At 74.4% G+C, this 19,121-nt stretch carries 16 protein-coding genes; 13 read left to right on the top strand and 3 right to left on the bottom strand.

The window, feature by feature from the left end:
• The first annotated feature begins 53 nt into the window (after nt 1-53).
• From pelF to IF55_RS18365, 7 genes are all read left to right on the top strand, one after another.
• Entirely contained in the window at nt 54-1,556 is a 1,503-nt protein-coding gene (gene pelF, locus IF55_RS18335; RefSeq protein ID WP_030883010.1) for a GT4 family glycosyltransferase PelF, read from the top strand.
• A gap of 17 nt (nt 1,557-1,573) precedes the next feature.
• Entirely contained in the window at nt 1,574-3,058 is a 1,485-nt protein-coding gene (locus IF55_RS18340; protein WP_048832135.1) for a hypothetical protein, read from the top strand.
• Nucleotides 3,059-3,144: 86 nt separating this feature from the next.
• On the top strand, nt 3,145-4,152 hold the full coding sequence (locus tag IF55_RS18345) for an SDR family NAD(P)-dependent oxidoreductase (RefSeq protein ID WP_030883014.1): 1,008 nt from the start codon (nt 3,145-3,147) through the stop codon (nt 4,150-4,152).
• 52 nt (nt 4,153-4,204) lie between these two features.
• A complete protein-coding gene (locus tag IF55_RS18350; RefSeq protein WP_030883017.1) occupies nt 4,205-4,918 on the top strand; it encodes a nucleotidyltransferase family protein in 714 nt (237 codons plus the stop codon).
• 9 nt (nt 4,919-4,927) lie between these two features.
• Nucleotides 4,928-5,842 carry an NAD-dependent epimerase/dehydratase family protein gene (locus tag IF55_RS18355; RefSeq protein ID WP_030883019.1) on the top strand — a complete coding sequence of 305 codons (915 nt, stop codon included), beginning with the start codon at nt 4,928-4,930 and terminating at the stop codon, nt 5,840-5,842.
• Nucleotides 5,839-6,528 (top strand): spherulation-specific family 4 protein, encoded by a 690-nt coding sequence (locus IF55_RS18360; protein WP_030883021.1) that lies wholly within the window; start codon nt 5,839-5,841, stop codon nt 6,526-6,528. The genes IF55_RS18355 and IF55_RS18360 overlap by 4 nt, the downstream gene beginning before the upstream one ends.
• Before the next feature lie 7 nt (nt 6,529-6,535).
• A complete protein-coding gene (locus IF55_RS18365) occupies nt 6,536-7,342 on the top strand; it encodes an endo alpha-1,4 polygalactosaminidase (protein WP_037965201.1) in 807 nt (268 codons plus the stop codon).
• Here IF55_RS18365 and IF55_RS18370 read toward each other — a convergent pair.
• Nucleotides 7,290-8,420 (bottom strand): enoyl-CoA hydratase/isomerase family protein, encoded by a 1,131-nt coding sequence (locus IF55_RS18370; RefSeq protein ID WP_048832136.1) that lies wholly within the window; start codon nt 8,418-8,420, stop codon nt 7,290-7,292. The two genes, IF55_RS18365 and IF55_RS18370, sit on opposite strands and share 53 nt — an antisense overlap.
• 145 nt (nt 8,421-8,565) lie before the next feature.
• Complete coding sequence (locus IF55_RS18375; RefSeq protein ID WP_030883027.1) at nt 8,566-9,159, bottom strand: histidine phosphatase family protein; 594 nt, start codon at nt 9,157-9,159, stop codon at nt 8,566-8,568.
• 323 nt (nt 9,160-9,482) lie between these two features.
• Here IF55_RS18375 and IF55_RS18380 point away from each other — a divergent pair, with 323 nt between their 5' ends.
• From IF55_RS18380 to IF55_RS18390, 3 genes are all read left to right on the top strand, one after another.
• Nucleotides 9,483-9,707 (top strand): CbtB domain-containing protein, encoded by a 225-nt coding sequence (locus tag IF55_RS18380; RefSeq protein WP_030883029.1) that lies wholly within the window; start codon nt 9,483-9,485, stop codon nt 9,705-9,707.
• 45 nt (nt 9,708-9,752) lie between these two features.
• A complete protein-coding gene (locus IF55_RS18385; protein ID WP_030883033.1) occupies nt 9,753-10,517 on the top strand; it encodes a CbtA family protein in 765 nt (254 codons plus the stop codon).
• Between the two features lie 172 nt (nt 10,518-10,689).
• A complete protein-coding gene (locus tag IF55_RS18390; RefSeq protein WP_030883035.1) occupies nt 10,690-13,110 on the top strand; it encodes an ATP-binding protein in 2,421 nt (806 codons plus the stop codon).
• Nucleotides 13,111-13,134: 24 nt separating this feature from the next.
• Here IF55_RS18390 and IF55_RS18395 read toward each other — a convergent pair whose 3' ends face one another.
• Complete coding sequence (locus tag IF55_RS18395) at nt 13,135-15,036, bottom strand: hypothetical protein (RefSeq protein ID WP_037965203.1); 1,902 nt, start codon at nt 15,034-15,036, stop codon at nt 13,135-13,137.
• A gap of 255 nt (nt 15,037-15,291) precedes the next feature.
• On the opposite strand from IF55_RS18395, the gene IF55_RS18400 reads away from it, so the two are divergent.
• From IF55_RS18400 to IF55_RS18410, 3 genes are all read left to right on the top strand, one after another.
• Nucleotides 15,292-16,092: a 3-hydroxybutyrate dehydrogenase gene (locus IF55_RS18400; protein ID WP_030883039.1), complete on the top strand. Its 801-nt coding sequence runs from the start codon at nt 15,292-15,294 to the stop codon at nt 16,090-16,092.
• A gap of 179 nt (nt 16,093-16,271) precedes the next feature.
• Complete coding sequence (locus IF55_RS18405) at nt 16,272-16,931, top strand: CatB-related O-acetyltransferase (RefSeq protein WP_030883041.1); 660 nt, start codon at nt 16,272-16,274, stop codon at nt 16,929-16,931.
• A 245-nt stretch (nt 16,932-17,176) separates the two neighbouring features.
• Nucleotides 17,177-18,919 (top strand): carbohydrate binding domain-containing protein, encoded by a 1,743-nt coding sequence (locus IF55_RS18410; RefSeq protein WP_048832137.1) that lies wholly within the window; start codon nt 17,177-17,179, stop codon nt 18,917-18,919.
• The last annotated feature ends 202 nt before the right edge of the window (nt 18,920-19,121 follow it).

Raw genomic sequence — 19,121 nt, forward strand, 5'->3', positions numbered from 1 at the left:
CCGCCGTTCCGCACCGTCTCCAGGGAAGTACCGATCGGGGAGAAGCGACTTCCATGCACGAACCGCCCGCCGGACCGGGGTTCGGCACCGTCTCGGTGACGCTGCTCACCGAGGGCACCTATCCGCACAGCCACGGCGGCGTGAGCGTCTGGTGCGACCAACTCGTCCAGGGCATGCCGGACGTCGATTTCAACATCATCGCGGTGACCGGGACCGGCCAGGAGAAATTCGCCTGGCAGCTCCCGGGCAACGTCGAGAGCTGCGTATGCCTGCCGCTGTGGGGGGCCGCGCCGGACGGCCCGGCCCCGCGCCGCCGCGCCATGCGCCAATTCCTGGAAGGCTACGAGAAGTTCCTGTGCGCGCTCCTCGACCCCGACCAGGAGTACCACTTCTCCGACGAGCTCTACCGGCTGGCCGACTACGCCGAGCGCGGCACCCTCTCCGCGGCGCTGCGCTCGGAGGCCGCCGCCCGCACCCTCGCCCGGCTGTGGACCGACCCCCGGCTGCCCACCGCCGCCGCCCGGCCCACCCTGCACGACGCGCTGACCGCCACCGACCTGCTCGAACACGCGCTGCGCCCACTCGCCGCGCGCCCCGAGCCCGGCGGCGTCGCGCACGCGGTCAGCGGCGGCCTCGCGACGCTGCCCGGACTGCTCGCCCACCACCGCCACGGCACGCCGTTCCTCCTCACCGAGCACGGCATCTACCTGCGCGAACGCTATCTGGGCTTCCGCAAGGAGCCCTACCGCTGGCCCGTACGGGCGCTGATGCTCGGCTTCTTCCGGCTGCTCGCCCAGGAGAGCTACCGGTGCGCCGCCCTCGTCACGCCCGGCAACCGCTACAACCGGCGCTGGGAGGAGCACGGCGGCACCTCGCCCGACCGCATCCGCACCGTCTACAACGGCGTGGACCCCGCCGCCTTCCCCTTCGCCGGACCCGAACCCGAGGAACCCACGCTCAGTTGGGCCGGCCGCGTCGACCCCATCAAGGACCTGGAGACCCTCATCCGCGCCTTCGCGATCGTACGGTCCGAGATGCCGGCCGCCCGGCTGCGGATCTTCGGCGGCACCCCGCGCGGCGCGGAGGGCTACCGCAAGGGCTGCGAAGCGCTCGCCGCCGAACTCGGCGCGGCCGACGCGGTCACCTTCGAGGGACGCGTCGAGGACATCCGCGACGCCTACGCCGCCGGGAACGTCGTCATGCTCTCCAGCATCAGCGAGGGCTTCCCCTTCACCCTCATCGAGGCCATGTCCTGCGGCCGCGCCACCGTCTCGACGGACGTCGGGGGAGTGCGCGAGGCCGTCGGCGACAGCGGACTCGTCGTGCCGCCCAGGGACCCCGAGCGGATGGCCCGCGCCGCGCTGCGGCTGCTGGGCGACGAGGAGGAGCGCACCAAGATGGGCCAGGCGGCCAGGCTGCGGGTGATCGAGCAGTTCACGCTCCGCCAGACGATCACCGCCTTCCGCGACATCTACCACGAACTCGCCGGCACCCCGGGCCGGTTCGCGGCCGCGGAGGCCCCCGCCATGGCCATGGCAGCGGGCGGTGCCGGATGAGCGGCTTACTCAGACTCGTGCCTCCCGACGACCCGGAACCCGTACCGCGGCTGCACTGGGGGCCGCCGCCCGACGGCGGCCCCGCCACCACCCGCCGGCTGCGCGCCGCCGCCGAAGGCCCCGCCCGGCCGCGCCGCCGCCCCGGCTGGGCCGCCGACCCGCTCGACGAACTCGCCGAGGAACTGGCGGAGGTCTGCGCCGCCGCCGTGCACCCCGACGAGATCGCCGCGGTCCTCGAAGCCGACGGCATGACGGCCGAACAGGCCGCCGAACGCTACGGCCGCCGCGACGCCTTCGAACTCGCCGAGGACCTGTTCGCCAAGGTGCCCCGCGCCTACCCCGAACCCGGCCCCCGGCCCGACCCCTGGCAGGCCGCGCCCTGGCAGTCCCTGCTGCGCGCGGTCGTCTTCACCCTCCCCGGCCTCGGCTACGGACTGGCGGAACCCTTCCTCGCGGCCTCCCGCGAGCAGCGGACGGCGAGCATCGCCGCGCTCGTCGCCTCCGCCCTCGTCGCCTGGGCCTGGAACCAGGGGCTCGCCCACCGCGCCTACGGCCGGCTCGCCTCCGGCGGCCCCGCGGCCTGCGCCCGGACCCTGCGGCTCGGCGCGCCGCTCGGTGCCCTGCTCGCCTTCGCCTGCGCGCTGGCCTTCCCCGCCCCCGGCGGGGTGACGGCCTTCTCCGCGGGCCAGGCGCTCTACCTGGGGGCCGCCACCGTCCTGCTGGTCCTCGGCGGCGAACGGCTGCTGCTGTACTGCCTGCTGCCCACGGCCGCCGGGGCCGCCCTGCTCCTTACGGCCGACCTGCCGGGCTGGGCGCGCACCCTCCCGCTGCTCGCCACCGTCGGCGGCGCGGCCGGGGCCGCGGCCCGCGCGACCGTACGCGCCACCCGCGACGCCCCGCCGTCCGCCCCGGCCGCCGCGCCCCTGACCGCGTCCGTCCCGTACGGCCTGTTCGGCCTCGCCTGCGGCGTTCTGACGACCTTCGCGGCCCTCGGCGACCGGCTCTGGTACGGCGACGGCGCGCCCGCCTCCGGCCCCGTCGTGATCGCCCTGACCCTCAGCATGGGGGCCGCCGAGTGGCTGCTCTACCGCTGCCGCGGACTGTCCCTGCGCGCCCTCGCGCACAGCACGAACACGGGCGGGCTGCTGCTGCGCGCCATGCGGGTGCTGGCCATATGCCTGAGCACCTACCTCGGGGCGCTGGCCGTACTGGCCCTCGCGACGACGGCGCTGTGGCCCGGCAGCCCGCCGCTGACCGTGCCGCGCGACCTCGCCCTGCTCCTGCTGGGCGCGGTGCTGTGGACGGGGCTGCTGCTCCAGGCGCTCGGCACCGCCTGGGCCCCCGCCCTGCTCTGTATCGGCGCGGCCGCCGGGGAAGCGGTCGCCTTCACCCTGCGGTCGGCCGGGCCGACCGCCGCCCAACTCGCCCTGTGCGGCGGGGCCGCGGCCGCCCTGTTCGCCGTCGCCACCGCGCGGCTCGGCCGGATCACCACGCACCGCTGAACGGCACCAGCACCCCTGAACGGTACGCAAGCCCGTAGAGGAAACATGCCGCAAAAAGCGGCATGTCGCACTAGAGGAGCATCCGCATGACCGCAACCCCCCAGGCCCCCGTCGCCGTCACCGGCGCGGAGGGCTTCATCGGCTCCCACCTCGTCGAGGCGCTCGTCGCCGCCGGCCGGCGGGTACGCGCCATGGTGCAGTACAACTCCTTCTCCTCGTTCGGCTGGCTGGAGACGCTGCCGAAGGAGGTGCTGGCCGAGACCGAGATCGTGCTCGGCGACGTACGCGACCCCGGCTCCGTGACCGGCCTGGTCACCGGCGCCGACACCGTCTACCACCTCGCCGCCCTCATCGCGATCCCCTACTCCTACCGGGCGCCGCACAGCTATGTGGAGACCAACGTCACCGGCACCCTCAACGTCCTGGAAGCCGTACGCCACCTGGGGACGCCCCGCCTCGTCCACACCTCCACCAGCGAGACGTACGGCACCGCGCTGACCGTGCCGATCACCGAGGACCACCCGATCAACACGCAGTCCCCGTACGCCGCGTCCAAGGCCGGCGGCGACCGGCTCGCCGACAGCTACCACGCCAGCTTCGAGACGCCCGTCGTCACCCTGCGCCCCTTCAACACCTACGGCCCCCGCCAGTCCATGCGCGCCGTGATCCCCACCGTCATCGCCCGCGTCGCCGCCGGGGAGCGCTCGCTCGACCTCGGCGACCTGCGCCCCACCCGCGACTTCAGCTACGTCAAGGACACCGTCGCCGCGTTCCTCGCCGTCGGCACCGCGCCCGCCGAACACGTCGTCGGCCGGACCTTCAACGCGGGCACCGGCCGGGAGATCTCCATCGGCGACCTCGTGACCCTCATCGGCAAGCTCATGGACGCGGAACTGGAGGTCCGCGAGGACACCCGCCGCGTGCGGCCCGCCGCCTCCGAGGTGATGCGGCTGCTCTGCGACGCCTCACGGCTGCGCGCCGCCACCGGCTGGGCCCCCGCCCACCACCTCGAAGAGGGCCTCGCCCGCACCATCGAGTTCTTCCGCGACCCGGCGAACCTGGCCCGGTACAAGACCGACATCTACAACGTCTGACGAGATGTCAAGAGGAGTCAGTGCCATGTCAGTTCCCAAGGAGAAGGACCCCATGCACGCAGTCATCCTGGCCGGGGGCAAGGGCGTCCGCCTGCGCCCCTACACCACCGCGCTGCCCAAGCCCCTCGTCCCCATCGGCGACCAGCACGCGATCCTGGAGATCGTCATGCGCCAGCTCGCCGCCGCCGGCTTCACGAGCTGCACCCTCGCCATCGGCCACCTCGGCCACATCATCCGCGCCTACGTCGGCACCGGCGCCCAATGGGGCCTGCGCGTCGGCTACACCACCGAGGACAGCCCCCTCGGCACCATGGGCCCGCTGCTCACCATGCTCGACCGGCTCCCCGAGCACTTCCTCGCGCTCAACGGCGACATCCTCACCGACCTCGACTTCGGCGACGTGCTGCGCGACCACCGCTCCTCCGGCGCGCCCCTGACCATCGCCACCTACGCCCGCCAGGTCGCCATCGACTTCGGGGTGCTGACCACCGAGTCCGACCGCGTCGTCGGTTTCACCGAGAAGCCCAGCATGGACTACCGCGTCTCCATGGGCGTCTACGGCATCTCCCGCGACGCCCTCGCCCGCTACACCCCCGGACTGCCGCTCGGCTTCGACGAACTGGTCCTCGACCTGCTCGCCGAGGGCACCCCGCCCCACGCCTACGCGTTCGACGGCTACTGGCTCGACATCGGACGGCCCGACGACTACGACCGGGCCAACGCCGAGTTCGCCGGCCGCCGCGACATGCTGATCAAGGGAGTGTGACGAGCCGACATGCGCATCCTCGTCCTGGGCGCCGGCGGCTTCCTGGGCGGCCACACCGCCCGGCGGCTGCGCGCACTGCCGGGCGCGCGGGTCACGGACGGGGGCCGCACCCCCGCCCGTACCCCCGGCGACGGCTTCACCGCGGACCTCGCCACCGCCGACGGACCCGGCCTCGCCGACGCCCTGCGCGCCCTCGCCCCCGACGCCGTCGTCAACTGCGCGGGCGCCACCGGCGGCAGCCCCCTCCACCTCGCCGGGGCCAACGCCCGCGGCCCCGCTCTCCTCAGCGAGGCCCTCCAGGCCGCCGCCCCCGGCGCCCGCCTCGTCCACCTCGGCTCCGCCGCCGAATACGGCGCCCCCGACGGGCCCCGCCCCTCCGCCGAGTGCGACCCGGCCCGGCCGCTCGGCCTCTACGGCGCCACCAAACTCGCCGGCACCCTCGCCGTCACCGAATCCCCCCTGGACGCCGTCGTGCTCCGCGTCTTCAACCCCGTCGGCCCGTACGCGCCCGAAGCCACCCTGCCCGGCCGGCTCGCCGCCGAACTGCGCCGCGCCGGCCCCGACGGCACCGTCGCCGTCGGCGACCTCTCCGCCTGCCGCGACTTCGTCGACGCCCGCGACGTCGCCGACGCCGTGGCCCGCGCCGTCACCGCGCCCGGCCCCCTGCCCCGCCTCATCAACATCGGCAGCGGCACCGCCCGGCCCGCCCGCGCCCTCGCCGAAGGGCTCGCCCGCGCCGCCGGGTTCCGCGGCCGCGTCGACGAGGGCGGCCACGGATCGCGGCGCTCCCCGGCCGTGCCCTGGCAGCAGGCCGACATCACCACCGCCCGCACCGCCCTCGGCTGGACACCGCGCCGCCCCCTCGACGACTCCCTCGCCGACCTCTGGGCCGCCCACGACCGCAGCGCGGAGCCCGCGCGATGACCGCCCCCGCGTGCGATACGGGGCGACGGCTGCTCGTACCGCTGTACGTCCACCCCGCCGTCGCCCCCCAGGCATGGACGGCGCTGCTGCGCACCGCGACCCGGCTCGAAGGGGTGATCCTCAACGCCGCGGACGGCCCCGGCACCCGCCCCGACCCCGCCTTCACCGCCGCCGCCACCCGGCTGCGCGGCGCCGGCGTACCGCTCCTCGGCTACGTCGACACCGGATACGGCCGCCGCCCGCTGCGCGCCGTCGTCGCGGACATCCGCCGCCACCGCAAGTGGTACGGCGTCGACGGCGTCTTCCTCGACCAGGCCGCGGCACAGGCCGCGCTCGTCCCCCGCTACCGCAGACTGGCCGTCGCCGCCCGGGTGCTGGGCGCGCACCGCACCGTGCTCAACCCCGGCACGTACCCCGACCCGGCGTACGCCGAGATCGCCGACCTCCTCGTCACCTTCGAGGGCGACTGGGCGACGTACCAGCGCGCCGAGGTCCCGGCCTGGGCGCACGGCCACCCGCCGCGCCGCTTCTGCCACCTCGTCTACGCCGTGCCGCACGGCCGCGCCGACGACGTGGCCCGGACCGCCGAACGGCGCGGCGCCGCCGTGCACTACGCGGTCCCCGGAGCCGGGGCCAACCCCTGGCAGACCGCGCCGCCGGCGGCCGCGACTCGACAAGAAAGGTAGGACACTGGTGACCGTACGACCCGTCCGCGCCGCGCTGCTCGTCCTGCTCGCCCTGGCCGTCGCGGGCTGCACCCAGGCCGGCCTGCCCGAGCCGCGTCAGGCGTCCCCCGCCGGGCACCGCTGGCAGCCCGAGCCCGGCACCGCCTGGCAATGGCAGCTCGACGGCCGCGTCGACACCAGCGTGCCCGTCCCCGTGTACGACATCGACGGCTTCGAGAACAGCGCGCGGACCGTCGCCGCCCTGCACGCCCGCGGCGCCAAGGTCATCTGCTACCTCAACGTCGGCGCCTGGGAGAGCTTCCGGCCCGACCACGCCAAGTTCTCCGAGAAGCTGCTGGGCGCCAACAACGGCTGGGGCGGCGAGCGGTGGCTGGACATCCGCCGACCGGACCGGCTCCGCCCGATGATGGCCGCCCGCATGGACATGTGCCGGAAGAAGGGGTTCGACGCGGTGGAACCCGACCTCACCGAGGCGTACCGCAACCGCACCGGGTTCACCGTCACCGCCGCGCAGCAACTCGCCTACAACCGCATGATCGCCGGCCTGGCCCATGAACGCGGCCTCTCCGTCGGGCTCAAGAACGACGTCGACCAGATACCGCAGTTGGTCGGCGACTTCGACTTCGCCGTGAACGAGGAGTGCGCGCAGTTCGGCGAGTGCGCCGCACTGCGGCCCTTCATCGAGCACGGCAAAGCCGTCTTCCACGTCGAATACAAGCTGGAGCCGGGCGAGTTCTGCGACCAGAGCAAGCGGCTCGGGCTCAGCTCGATGCAGAAGCGCCTGAAGCTGGACGCCTGGCGCCGCCCCTGCTGACCTCGGCGGCCGGGCCGGCCGCAGCCGGACCGAGCCCGAGTTCGGCGTCGCCGAGCGGCGCGAAGAACCGGGCCACGTCGTCGTCGGTCACCGCCTGGAGCGTCGCCGGCGACCAGCGCGGCCGCCGGTCCTTGTCGATCACCTGGGCGCGGATGCCCTCCACGAGGTCGGGCAGGGCGAACGCCGCGCACGAGACGCGGAACTCCTGGTCGAGTACGGGCCGCAGCGCGCCGAGGGAACGGGCGGAGCGCAGCGCGCGCAGGGTCACCTTCAGGGCCGTCGGCGACTTCCCCATGATCTGCTCGGCGGCCTCCTTGGCCGCCGCGATCCCGGTGTCCGAGAGCCGCTCGACGATCTCCTCGACCGTGCCGGACGCGTAGCAGGGGTCGATCCACTCCCGCCACTCCTCGAACACGCCCGGCGGCGCGGGGCGCGCCTCCGCCCGTACGGCGGCGTCCGCGTCCGTGGTGGCCAGGGCCGCCACGAGCGCTCCCAGCCGGTCGGACGGGACGAAATGGTCGGCGAAACCGCACAGCAGCGCGTCGGCCGCGCCCATGGAGGAAGAGGTCAGGGCGAGATGGGTGCCCAGCTCGCCGGGGGCCTGGGCGAGGAGATGGGTGCCGCCCACGTCGGGGACGAAGCCGATGGCGGTCTCCGGCATGGCGACCCGCGACCGCTCCGTGACGACCCGGACGCCGCCGTGCGCGGAGACCCCGACCCCGCCGCCCATGACGATGCCGTCCATGATCGCCACATACGGCTTGGGGTACTCGGCGATACGGGCGTTGAGCAGGCACTCGTCGCGCCAGAAGCCGGCCGAGGCGTCGCCGCCCGCGGTGGTGGCGTCCGCGTGGATGGAGCGGATGTCGCCGCCCGCGCACAGGCCGCGCTCACCGGCCCCGGTGATGACCACGGTGGCCACGTCGTCGTCGAGCTCCCACGCGCGGAGCGCGGCGTCGATGCGCCGGACCATGGAGTGGGTGAGGGCGTTCAGCGCCCGGGGGCGGTTGAGGACGATCCGGCCCGCCCGGCCGTCCTTGCGGAAGAGGACCTCGTCGTCGGGGGGAGGGGTGGTCATGTGGCGGAACCTGTTCTCGTCAAAGGGGGGTATGGCCGGGGGCGGGGCGTGCCGCCACGCGGCGACTTGCGGGTGGAAGCGGCGGGCGCGACGCGTCGGGGCGGGGGACGCGAGCCTGCCCACGAACATATAGTTGGACGTCCTACTAAGTCCAGGGTTCCGGGGGCCCGGCCCCGAGCGGCCGGCCGCAGCGCAGATTCCACCGCCCCGCGCCGCCGGTCAGCTCCGTCAGCGTCAGCGGCGGCACGTCGAGCCGCCAGAAGACCTGCGGGGGGAGGCCGACCGCGTACACGACCGCCGCCCGTACGGCCGCGGGCTCCGCGACGGCGAGCAGTCGGCCCTCCGCGCAGCTCGCCAGCCAGCCCCCGACCCGCGCGACCAGCGCGGCAACGGACTCGCCGCCGTGCGGCGCGGCTTCGGGGTCCGCCAGCCACTCGGCCACCGCCGCGGGCTCGGCCCCGGCCACCTCCGCCAGCGACCGGCCCCGCCAGCGGCCCGCGTCCAGGTCACCGAGGGCGGGAACCGCGTCCGCCGCCGCCAGCCCCAGCGCCTGTGCCGTCTCCCGGCACCGCCGGGACTCCGCGCGCGCCTGGCGGTCGGAGCGCGGCAGCCCGCCCGCCACGGCGCGCGCCTGCCGCGACCCCGCGCCGTCCAGCGGAGCGTCGTCGCCGAACCGCGCCTCCCGCAGCTCCGCGCCGACCGCCGGCGTCACCAGCAGCACCCGTACTCGCCCCGTCATCGTGCCCCCATTCCTCCGCGTGCCGTCGGCTGTGCGCCGGAGCGTTCGACTTGCGGCCCCCAGGAGATCACGGCCGTCGCGGCGGCCGACGCCGGGGCGTACGGCATCCGGACCGCCGCGCACCGTGGCGGCGCGGATCACGGCGCGGTACGGTCGCGTGGACATGACGACGGTGTGACGGAAGTCCGGTGAGAATCCGGCACGGTCGCGCCACTGTGAACCAGGCCGACGCCCCGACTCCGGGCGGCGGCAGGGAAGTCAGACCCCGCACCGTCGTCCACGGCACCAACGACCGGGACGCGTGTTCCCCAGGAGGTTCTGCCATGGCACACCCCGCCGCCCCTGCCCCGAAGGCCCCAGCGGCACCGGCGATCACCCCCATCTCCCTGAAGAAGATCGCCCCTTGGGCCGTCTTCTTCGGCGTCCTGATGCTGGTGCTCCTCTACTTCGTCGGCGCCGAGCAGGGCGCCACCTCGCTCATCTCCGGCGCCGACGTGCACGAGTGGGTGCACGACGGCCGCCATCTCCTCGGCTTCCCCTGCCACTGACACCCGCCACCGCGCACCGACACCCGGAACAAGGGGAACGCACTCGTGAACTCCATATCCGTACGGGCCCTGCTCGTACGCGGCATGCTCGCCGGCCTCGCCGCCGGCGTACCCGCCCTCCTCGTCGCCTACCTGCTCGGCGAGTCGAAGGTCGACTCCGCCATCGCGTACGAGGACGGGCACAGCCATGACCACGGCGTCGAACTGGTCAGCCGCACCCTCCAGGCCACGGGCGGGCTCGCCACCGGCGTCCTGATCTACGGCGTCGCGCTCGGCGGCATCGCGGCCCTCGCCTTCTGCGTCGCTCTGGGGCGGGTCGGCGGGTTCGGCCCGCGGGCCACCGCCGTCCTGATCTCCCTCGGCGCGCTGCTGACCGTCTATGTCGTGCCGTTCCTGAAGTACCCGGCCAACCCGCCGGCCGTCGGCGACCCCGACACCATCGGCAAGCGCACCACGCTCTACTTCCTGATGATCGCGCTCAGCGTCCTGCTCGCCGTCGGCGCCCTCATCCTGGGCCGCCGGCTCGCCCCCAGGCTCGGCAACTGGTACGCGACCGTCACGGCCGGGGCCGCCTTCGCCGTCGTCATCGGCGTCGCCTACGCCGTCCTGCCCGCGATCGACGAGGTGCCCGAAGGCTTCCCGGCCACGCTGCTCTGGCAGTTCCGGCTCACCGCCCTGACCATCCAACTCGTCCTGTGGACCGGCTTCGGCCTGCTCTACGGCCACCTCGCCGAACGGCTCCTCGTCCCCAAGGCGGCGTCCGGGCAGCAGCCCGACCCCGCCGCCAGGACGGCCGCCACCGCCCGCTGACCCAGTACGGGCCCGGCCCCGCCCCGCGCGGAGCCGGGCCCGCGCACGGCATACGGCGCACGGGCGCTGCCCCCGCGCGGACTCCCTGCCCATTCCCACGTACTCCCCACGCACTCCCATGCCGGTGATCTTCCCGATAACGTGACCGGAGCGGCGAACTGGGGAGGAAACCGTGGATCCGTTCACCACGACGGCGGTGCTGTCGGCGCTCAACACGGTGGGGCAGGGGGCCATGTCGGGGGCCGCCGGCGAGCTGGGCAGACGCACCTCGGAAGGGCTGGCCGGGCTCGTACGGCGGCTGTGGCACCGAGGCGACGACGGCGTCACACGGTTCGCGGCCCCCGCCGACGACGATGAACGGCGGCGGCTGGCCGCCCTGCTCATCGAAGAGGCCCGCCGCGAACCCGGGTTCGCCGACGACCTCGCGGCGTGGCTGCGCACGGCCCGCTGGCTGGAACCCGCCGCCCCCGCCGCCGTGGCCCGGCCGCGACTGCTCCCGCCCGGAACGGCCGTGTTCACCAACCGCGACCACGTCCTCGCCGACATCACCGCGCTGCTCGACGGCCCGGACGGCGGCGGGAACACGGGCGACGGAGGCACGGGCGACGGGGAAACGGGCCCGCGCGTCGTCGTCCTGGTCGGGCCGGGGGGCATCGGCAAGACCGCGACCGCCATCCACTGCGCCCGCGCGCTGGCGGGCCGCTTCCCCGACGGACAGCTCCACACCAATCTCCAAGGGGAGTCGGCGCGGACCGCCGTCGCCCCATCCACCGCGCTCGTACGGTTCCTCGCCGCCCTCGGCGTGCCGCCCGACCGGACGCCGGCCGACGAACAGGGCCAGGCCGACCTCTACCGCGATTGCACGGCCGGCCGCCGCATGGTCGTCGTGCTCGACAACGCCCACTCGGCCGCGCAGCTCACGCCCCTCCTCACCGCCGCCCCCGACTCCCTCGTCCTCGTCACCAGCCGCCACCGACTGCCCGAGCTCGTACGCGACTACGGCGCCCGCGTCATCCGCCTCGACCCGCTGACCGCCGCGGACTCCGTGACCCTGCTGACGCGCATCGTCGGCGCCGACCGCGTCGCGCCGCACCGCCCGCACGCCGAGGCGGTCGCGGCCCGGTGCGGCGGGCTGCCGCTCGCGCTCTGCGAGACCGGGGCGCGGGTCGCGGTGCGCGACCACCTCAACTGGCAGGTTTTGGAGCGGGAGTTCGCCCGCCGAGACGCCGCATCCGGACCTGGAGGCCCGACAGCCATGGGCGACGCAGCCGACCGTGCCGACGACGACCCCGCCCACCGCGCCACCGACCTCTCCTACCGCGACCTCCCCGCCCCGGCCGCCCGCCTCTACCGGCTGCTCGGCCTCCGCCCCTGGCCCGGCATCCCCGTCGGAGCCGCCGCCGCGGCCGCCGGCGTCCGCGAGGACGAGGCGCGCCGCCTCCTCGAAGACCTCGCCGACGTCCACCTGCTGGAAGAGGTCGGCGAGGAGCGCTACCGCCTCCACGACGTCGTACGGCGCCACGCCGAGCGGCGCGCCCACGAGGAGGACGGCCGCAGGGGAACGGCGGACGCCGTGCGTCGCATGGCCCTGTGGTACCTGCGCTTCGCCGTGGCCGCCGACGCCCGCGTCATCCCCGGCCGCTGGCACCTCGGCCCCGCCTACGGACAGTTGGGGGCGGACGACGGCATCGGCTTCGACTCCGCCCGTACGGCCCTCGCCGCGCTCCGGCGCGAGCACGACAACCTCGCCGAGGCCGTGCGCGCCGCCGAGGAGTACGGATTCGACGACCTCGTATGGCAGTTGTGCGAAGCGACCTGGTCGCTGCACCTGCGGCTGGGCCTGCACGAGCAGTGGGTCTCGACCCACCGCAGGGGCGTACGGGCCGCCGCGCGCCGCGCCGAGGAGTTCGGCGACCCGCGGGCGGAGGGCCGGATGCGCACCCAACTGGCCTTCGCCTACATGGGACGCGGCCAATTGCCGGACGCGGCGAGGGAACTGGCCGACGCGGCGGCGGCGGACGAGCGGGCCGGCCACCGCCGCGGACAGGCCACCGCCGTGGAATCGCTCGGCCTGGTGCGGCTGAGGCAGTGGCGGTACGAGGACGCCGAGGAGTGCTTCCGGCAGGCGAAGGACATCCTGCGGGCCATCGAGCCGGGCGAGGACGGCGAACAGGACGTACCGCGCGGACTGGCGCTCCTGGAGCACCACATCGGCCGCGCCCTGCGCGGCCAGGGCCGGCACGCCGACGCCGTACTCCAACTCCGCTACGCCCTGACCCAGTTCCACGATCTTCCCCAGCGCGACCGCTACAACGAGGCCCGCGTGCGCATGAGCCTCGGCGAGACCCTGCTCGGCGCCGGCGAGCCGGCCGCCGCCCGGACACCCCTGGACGAGGCCCTGGCGGTACTGGACTCGGAAGGCGCAGCCCTCCAGCAGGCGGACGCCGCCGAACTGCGCGCCGCCTGCGCCAGAGCGCTGTCGGACAGGGCGGACGAGGCCCGCCATCTGCGGGTGGCGCGCGGTTTGTACGAGGCGTTGGGGGACGGCGCCGCGGTGGCGCGGCTGGACGCGCGGCTGGGGGAGTCGGGCTGAGGGCGGGGCCGCTCGGCCGGGCGGCTACTCGGGGTGTGCGGCGGCGGCACGCTCGACGGTGACGCGGCGGCGCGAGGCGCCCGTCACCACGACGATGCCCGCCGCCGTCGCCTCGTCCAGGGACTTGCCGCCCGAGAGCCAGGCGTGCAGGGCGGACGCGTAGGCGGCCGGGTCCGTCAGGTCCGGGCGGCCCAGGGGGTCGGGCGCGCCGGTCAGGTGAACCACGTCGCCGGCGCGGGTGCGCGCGGTCAAGCGGCCCGCGCCGGTCACGTACGCGGCGAGCGCGCAGTGCGGATGACGGGCGAGGACGTCCGCCGCCCAGGCGGCCGGCGGGCCCAGGCGCGGGTCGTCGCGCGGCCCGTACCGCACGATGACATCGGCGATCCGCAGGCGGTCGGTGTCCAGGGTGTCCTCGTGCACGACGGTGTGCGCCGCGTCCGCCTCCGTCTCCGGGCCCGACGGTACGGGCTCGCGCGCCGGGTCGGCGTAGCGGGCGACCGCGATCTCCGGCGGACCGGCGCCGAGCAGCCGGGTCAGCACCCGCAGCGGCGCGGTGCGCTCGGCCGGTTCGTACGGCGGGAGCGGCAGCCGGTCGAGGAGCGCGGGCGCGGCGGGTTCGGGGATGCCGATGAGGCGGTAGAAGGCCCGGCGGAGCAGCGCGGCCGAACGGCCCGGGTCCGAGGTGGTCTGTTCAGCCAACTCCGAGTAGCGGGCCGCGTCATGACGGACCATCACACGATCGAGCTGAGCGCGCAGGCTGTCGTGGGGGCGGAGCCGGGGCGCGGTGCGGCCGAGGGCGGCGACGGGGGAGTCCGGGTCGAGGTCGGCGTCGGCGAAGGCGCCCAGCAGGACGGGCGTGCCGAGGGCGGCGGCGTAGAAGGTCACCGATCCGTGGTCGCCGAGCACGCAGTCGGCGGCGAGCAGGGCCTGGCGCCAGCCGTCGAGCGGGGATATGAGGGTGAGCCCGGCCCGCCGCGCCCCGTCGAGCCAGGCCCGTACCTGCCCGGAGCCGTGGCCGTACCAGATGTTGGGATGCAGGACGGCCGCCGTGCGGTACTCGTCGGCGGGGAGTTCCGACGCGAGGCGGGGGAGCAGTGAGGGGAGCAGGTCGCCGTCGGGAGCGAGCGAGGGGAGCGGGTCGCCGTCGTCGGGGCCGTCGGGGCCCAGGCCCGTACGGTCCTCGTCGCCGCCGCTGTCGGTTCCGTGGCCGTCGCCGAAGAGCGCCCGTGGCGACCAGGTGGAGTTGACCAGGATCAGCCGCTGGCCGGGGGCGACGCCGAGCGCGCGGCGGAAGCGCTCGCGCAGCGGCCGGGCGTCGAGGGCCCGGTCGTAACAAGGGTCGCCCGCGAGCACGGCGGTCGCGGCGGCTTCGGGGCAGGCGGCGGTCAGGCGCGCGAGCTGTTCGGGGTGGGAGAGGACGGTCGCCGACGCGATGGGGCGGCCGTCATGCAGCAGCCACTCGCGGGAGAGGCCGAAAACGGGCGGAGGCGACCGGTGTCCGGTGTCCGGTGTCCGGTGTCCGGTGTCCGGTGTCCGGTGTCCGGTGTCCGGTGTCGCCAGCCTCTTATTGTAGCCAATGCCGTGTGACAGCACGGCCAACTTGCCCTGAAGAAGCTCCAGTTCGCCGCCGTAGCTCGCCGACACCACGAGGTCCACCGGCGTCTCCTTCGCCTGCTCCCACGGCAGCACCGGCAGCTCCGCCGCCGCGAGGAGTTCCGGGACCCCGGCGAGGAAGGGCGAGGACCCGGTGCACGTGGCCAGCGCCTGCACCCGCAGGTCGTCGCGGAACAGCGGCAGCACATCGAGCAGCCGGGTCGCCGACGTCACGTTGTGCACGACGAAGAGCACCCGGCGGGTCCGGCTCCGCGTCACCCACCGCACCGCGTCGCCCCCGACCGGAACCCGCAGTCGCAGCCCCTCCGTCACCCGCCACTCCCGCCGTACGCAATCGCCACCGATGCCACTGAACGCCACTGATGCTTCTGAAGGCCAGTGATGCTTCTGAAGGCCAGTGATGCCGCTGAAGGCCAGTGATGCCTCCGGACGCCTCCGCACCAAGAACGCCGCGCGATGGTACCTCCCGGCGGCGGGGACGGGCCGCCCGGCCGCCGGGCCGCGTGCGGAAGGGCGGGCCGAACCCCTCCACCCGTACGCCGAGGGCAGCGGCCTAGGCTGGCGCCCATGACCGTCACCAGCGCGCCGGACCCCGCCCAAGCCCCCCACCTCGACCTCGCCGGCCGTACGGCCCTCGTCACCGGCGCGGCCGGCGGCATCGGCGCCGCCTGCGTGCTGCGGCTCGCCGCCGCCGGGGCGGCCGTACGGGCCGTGGACCGGGACGGCGCGGGCCTGGCGGAGCTGGCGGGCCGGGCCGCCGGGCTCGCGGGGCCCGTCGAGCCGGTGACCCTCGACCTCACCGATCTCGACGCCGCCGAGCGCGCCGCGGCCGGTACGGACATCCTCGTCAACAACGCGGGCATCCAGCTCGTCCGCCCCATCGAGGAGTTCCCGCCCGAGGTCTTCTCGACCGTGCTCACGGTCATGCTGGAGGCCCCCTTCCGGCTTGTACGGGGCGCGCTGCCGCACATGTACGGGCAGGGGTGGGGGCGGATCGTGAACATCTCCTCCGTGCACGGGCTGCGGGCCTCGCCCTACAAGTGCGCGTACGTCGCCGCCAAGCACGGCCTCGAAGGGCTCTCCAAGGTCACCGCCCTCGAAGGCGCCGAGCACGGCGTCACGTCCAACTGCGTCAACCCCGGTTACGTCCGCACCCCGCTCGTCGAGAAGCAGCTCGCGGACCAGGCGGCCACCCACGGCATCCCCGCCGAGCGTGTGCTCACCGAGATCCTGCTCGCCGACTCCGCCCTGAAGCGGCTGGTCGAGCCGGCTGAAGTGGCCGAGGCCGTCGCCTACCTCTGCGGCCCGCGCAGCTCCTTCGTCACCGGGGCCTCGCTGACCATGGACGGCGGCTGGACCGCCCACTGAGCGGCCGGCGCGCCTTGTGGCGCCGGGCCCCGGCCCGTACGGCCGTGCTGTCCGTAGCGGGGCTCCGGGCCGTACGGGGAATTGATTCGCTCGCGGCGAGGAGAAATGGTTCGCCCGCGGCGAGGAGCGTTGCGATCATGAACGGGTCATACCGCACCATTCGAGGAGTCCGATCCGTCATGTCAGCCGGTTCCCCGCTGCTGCCCGCCGACCCGACCGTCGTCCACCCGATGCCCGGGCAGCCGCGGGTGGTGCTGCTCAAGCCGCTGGTCACGTCGCCGTTGATCGAGGTCGGGGAGTTCTCGTACTACGACGACCCGGACGATCCGGAGGCGTTCGAGACGCGCAACGTGCTGTACCACTACGGGCCGGAGAGGCTGGTCATCGGGAAGTTCTGCGCGCTGGGGGAGGGCGTGCGGTTCATCATGAACGGCGCCAACCACCGCATGGACGGGCCGTCGACGTTCCCGTTCCCCATCATGGGCGGCTCCTGGACCGACCACTTCGACCTCATCACGGGGCTGCCCGGCAGGGGCGACACCGTGGTCGGCAACGACGTGTGGTTCGGGTACCGGGCCACCGTGATGCCCGGCGTCCGGATCGGCCACGGCGCGGTCATCGCCTCGGGCTCCGTGGTCGTCGACGACGTGCCGGACTACGGCATCGTCGGCGGCAACCCGGCCCGGCTCATTCGGCGCCGCTTCGACGACGAGACCGTCGAGCGGCTGGTCGCGCTCGCCTGGTGGGACTGGCCCGCCGAGCACATCACCGAGCACATCCGCACCATCATGTCCGGGAGCGTGGCGGAGCTGGAGGCGGCGGCACCGGGCCGCCGGTAGTCGTCATCGGCCCTCCGTCGAGGCTCGCCGGTAGCCGTCGTCGGCCCCCTGCCGAAGCCCGCCGGTAGCCGTCGTGGCCCCGCCGAATCCCGCCGGAGGGCCGCCAGTTGTGCGAACACCTTGACGGGGGCTTGGTCTAGTCCAATCATGTGAGCCGGTTCCTCCTGTACGTCCAGTACCGCTGTTCCCCCACGGAACAGCGGCGGCGCGCCGCACACGCGCCGTCCCACCCACCGGGAGAACGCATGAGACGTTTCAGACCGCTCCGGGCAGGCCTCACCGCACTGGCCACCCTCGCCGCCTCGGCGGGCCTGGTGCTGGGGATCGGGGGGACGGCCCACGCGGCCAAAGCCCTGCCCCCGCACGTATTCGCCCCGTACTTCGAGGCGTACAGCAACGACAACCCCGCCGACCTCGCCGCGAAAGCCGGGGTGAAGTACCTGACCATGGCGTTCCTGCAGACCGCCACCAAGGGCTCCTGCACCCCGTACTGGAACGGCAACCAGGCCCAGCCGGTCTCGCCCGAGATCTTCGGCAAGGACTTCACCACCATCCGCTCGCGCGGCGGTGACGTCATCCCCTCGTTCGGCGGCTACACCGCCACCCACAACGGCACGGAGATCGCCGACAGTTGCACGGACGTCGACGCGATAGCCGCCGCGTTCGAGAAGGTCATCACCACCTACGACATCCCCCGCATCGACCTCGACATCGAGGACAACTCCCTCACCAACAGCGCCGGCATCGACCGCCGCAACAAGGCCATCAAGAAGGTGCAGGACTGGGCCGCCGCCAACGGCCGCTCCATCCAGTTCTCGTACACCCTCCCCACGACGACGAGCGGCCTCGCGGACAGCGGGCTGGCCGTGCTGCGCAACGCGGTGAGCAACGGCGCCCGCGTCGACGTCGTCAACATCATGACCTTCGACTACTACGACGGCGCCACCCACCAGATGGCCCTCGACACCCAGCGCTCCGCCGCCGGGCTGCAGAGCCAGCTCGCCCAGCTCTACCCCGGCAAGACCCCCGCACAGCTCTGGGGCATGATCGGCGTCACCGAGATGCCCGGCATCGACGACTACGGCCCGGGCGAGACGTTCACCACCGCCGACGCCGCCACCGTCTACAACTGGGCCGTCGAGAAGGGCATCAACACCCTCTCCTTCTGGGCGCTCCAGCGCGACAACGGCGGCTGCCCCGGCACCGGCGGCTCCGACACCTGCTCCGGCATCGAGCAGGACACGTGGTTCTTCAGCCACGCCTTCGAGCCGTTCACCGGCGGCGGGCCCGCCGCCGACGACTTCTCCCTCGCCACCGCGCCCGGCGCGGCGACCGTCCCCCAAGGCGGCTCCGCCACCGCGACCGTGACCACCGCCGTCACCAACGGCACCGCCCAGCGCGTCGAACTGACCACCCAGGGCGCCCCGGCCGGCGTCACGGCCACCGTCGACCCGACGAGCGTGACCGCCGGCGGCACGGCCAAGCTCACCGTCACCGCCGCCGCGACCGCCGTACCCGGCCGCTACCCGATCACGGTCAAGGGCACGGCCGGAGCCGTCAGCCACTCGGCCACCTACACCCTGACCGTCACCGGACCCGGCGGCGAGGGCACCCCCGTCAACGGCGGCTTCGAGACCGGCGGCCTCGGACCGTGGACCTGCCAGCCGGGCGGCGCGGTGGTCGACACCCCCGTGCACTCCGGCACCCACGCACTGCGCGTCTCGCCCACCGGCAGCCAGACCGGCGAATGCGCGCAGACGCTCACCCTGAACCCCAACACCCGCTACAACCTGACCGGCTGGGTCCAGGGCGGCTACGCCTACATCGGCGTCAAGGGCGACGCCACGGCGAGCGCCTGGTCCGCCGCCGGCGACTGGACCAAGCTCACCGTCCCCTTCACCACCGGCGCCACCGGCACCATCACCGTCTACACCCACGGCTGGTACGGCCAGAACAGCGTGTACGCGGACGACTTCGCCATCACCTGACGAGGGCGCTCCGCTGAGGGGTGTCCACGTGTGTAGCCGGCCCGCCCTGACGGAGGTCAGGGCGGGCCGCTGTGCCGTGGGCTGTGCCGCGGGCTGTGCCGGGCGTACGGGCGTATGGCGCAGCCGAGGGAGGGGCGGATGTGGGTCGCACACCGGGGGCAGGCTTCGGGCTGGATGTCGGGCCGCGTGTGGGGCCGGGCCG

It is taken from the genome of Streptomyces varsoviensis (assembly GCF_000718635.1).
Lineage (GTDB): Bacteria > Actinomycetota > Actinomycetes > Streptomycetales > Streptomycetaceae > Streptomyces > Streptomyces varsoviensis.

What these genes read in the sequence shown, in the direction of transcription:
- IF55_RS18375 (WP_030883027.1), bottom strand. Translation starts at nt 9,159, where the DNA reads ATGACGGGGCGAGTACGGGTGCTGCTGGTGACGCCGGCGGTCGGCGCG.
- IF55_RS18350 (WP_030883017.1), top strand. Translation starts at nt 4,205, where the DNA reads ATGCACGCAGTCATCCTGGCCGGGGGCAAGGGCGTCCGCCTGCGCCCC.
- IF55_RS18355 (WP_030883019.1), top strand. Translation starts at nt 4,928, where the DNA reads ATGCGCATCCTCGTCCTGGGCGCCGGCGGCTTCCTGGGCGGCCACACC.
- IF55_RS18370 (WP_048832136.1), bottom strand. Translation starts at nt 8,420, where the DNA reads ATGACCACCCCTCCCCCCGACGACGAGGTCCTCTTCCGCAAGGACGGC.
- IF55_RS18410 (WP_048832137.1), top strand. Translation starts at nt 17,177, where the DNA reads ATGAGACGTTTCAGACCGCTCCGGGCAGGCCTCACCGCACTGGCCACC.
- IF55_RS18405 (WP_030883041.1), top strand. Translation starts at nt 16,272, where the DNA reads ATGTCAGCCGGTTCCCCGCTGCTGCCCGCCGACCCGACCGTCGTCCAC.
- IF55_RS18380 (WP_030883029.1), top strand. Translation starts at nt 9,483, where the DNA reads ATGGCACACCCCGCCGCCCCTGCCCCGAAGGCCCCAGCGGCACCGGCG.
- IF55_RS18400 (WP_030883039.1), top strand. Translation starts at nt 15,292, where the DNA reads ATGACCGTCACCAGCGCGCCGGACCCCGCCCAAGCCCCCCACCTCGAC.
- IF55_RS18360 (WP_030883021.1), top strand. Translation starts at nt 5,839, where the DNA reads ATGACCGCCCCCGCGTGCGATACGGGGCGACGGCTGCTCGTACCGCTG.
- pelF (WP_030883010.1), top strand. Translation starts at nt 54, where the DNA reads ATGCACGAACCGCCCGCCGGACCGGGGTTCGGCACCGTCTCGGTGACG.
- IF55_RS18345 (WP_030883014.1), top strand. Translation starts at nt 3,145, where the DNA reads ATGACCGCAACCCCCCAGGCCCCCGTCGCCGTCACCGGCGCGGAGGGC.